Raw genomic sequence first — 1,165 nt, 5'->3', positions numbered from 1 at the left:
CTACACTCGCGTATAATCGTCGGCAGCGTCAGATGTGTATAAGAGACAGGCCCCCAACCACCATCAGGCGCGGCGCCAGCCCCATCAACGCCTCCACCGCCCGCCACAGCGCGCCGTTCGACAGTTCCAGCCGGCTCAGCGGGTCTTCGGCGAGCGCGTCGGCTCCGGTCTGGACGACCAGCGCCTGGGGGCGGAACGCTTGCCCCAGCGGCAGGATCACCGTCTCCAGAAGGTAATCCATCTCGGTGTCGTTGAACGCCGGCGGGACCGGCAGATTGAAAGCCAGAGCGCCAGGACGATCCTCCGCCTTGCCGGTGAAGGGCCAGCGCCCATCCTCATGAACCGACAGGGTCAGCACACGGTCGTCGTCGGCGAAGGCGTCTTCCACCCCGTCACCGTGGTGGGCGTCGAGGTCCACGTAGAGCACCCGCTCGATCCCGGAATCGAGCAGAGCCAGGATGCCCAGCACCGGTGCGTTGAGGTAGCAGAAGCCGCTGGCCCGCCCCGGACGGGCATGGTGGGTGCCGCTGGCCGGGCTGTAGACGATGCCGGCGGGCACCTCCGCCAGCAGGCGCCCGGCCAGGATGGCGGCACCGGTGCTGATCGCAGGGCGGCGGTACATTTCCGGAAAGATGGGATTTTCCAGCCGGCCGAGGTTGTGGCGCTCCCCCGTTTCGGCATCCACCCGCTGGTCCGCCTCCGCGCGGTGGAGAGCGGCGATGTAGTCCGGATTGTGGAAGCGGCCCAGTTCCTCTGGCGTCGCCAGCGGGCTGTCGCGGTAGACCACGTCGGGCAGCCAGCCCATGGCGCGGCTGAGGTCGATGGCGGTGGACACCCGCGGGATGGCCAGCGGGTGCTTCGCGCCGTAGCTGGAGCCCCGGTAGATCTCGCTGCCGAGAAACAGCGGGCGGGCGGGAAACGTTGGCGGAAATTCGATGGGAAAATCGGTCGGCATGGGGTGGAGAGGTGGAGCGGCGACGCCCGTCCGTCAACGTCTCGTGCACAGGGCCCCTTGCCGTGGCCGCGCGGCGATCTCTTTTCTTGAGGGGTGTGGGCGAAAACATCCGCGGGGGAGACACGGCATGGACGGTTCGTGGCGTCTGGCGGGGGTGGCCGTCGCGGTTCCTGTCTCTTATACACATCTCCGAGCCCACGAGACTATAAC

The 1,165-nt window shown here is 67.7% G+C and carries 1 protein-coding gene; it reads right to left on the bottom strand.

The window, feature by feature from the left end; all coding sequences use genetic code 11:
- Positions 1-28: 28 nt before the first annotated feature.
- The gene (locus Q4I23_RS32755; protein WP_498529011.1) at positions 29-955 is read right to left on the bottom strand and encodes an acetoin utilization protein AcuC; all 927 of its coding nucleotides are present in this window, start codon (positions 953-955) and stop codon (positions 29-31) included.
- Positions 956-1,165: the final 210 nt, after the last annotated feature.

The organism is Azospirillum sp. UFLA03-27 (assembly GCF_059803775.1).
The sequence above is the reverse complement of the archived record's forward strand: the minus strand, read 5'-3'. Positions and strand labels throughout refer to the sequence as shown.

What these genes read in the sequence shown, in the direction of transcription:
- Q4I23_RS32755 (WP_498529011.1), bottom strand. Translation starts at nt 955, where the DNA reads ATGCCGACCGATTTTCCCATCGAATTTCCGCCAACGTTTCCCGCCCGC.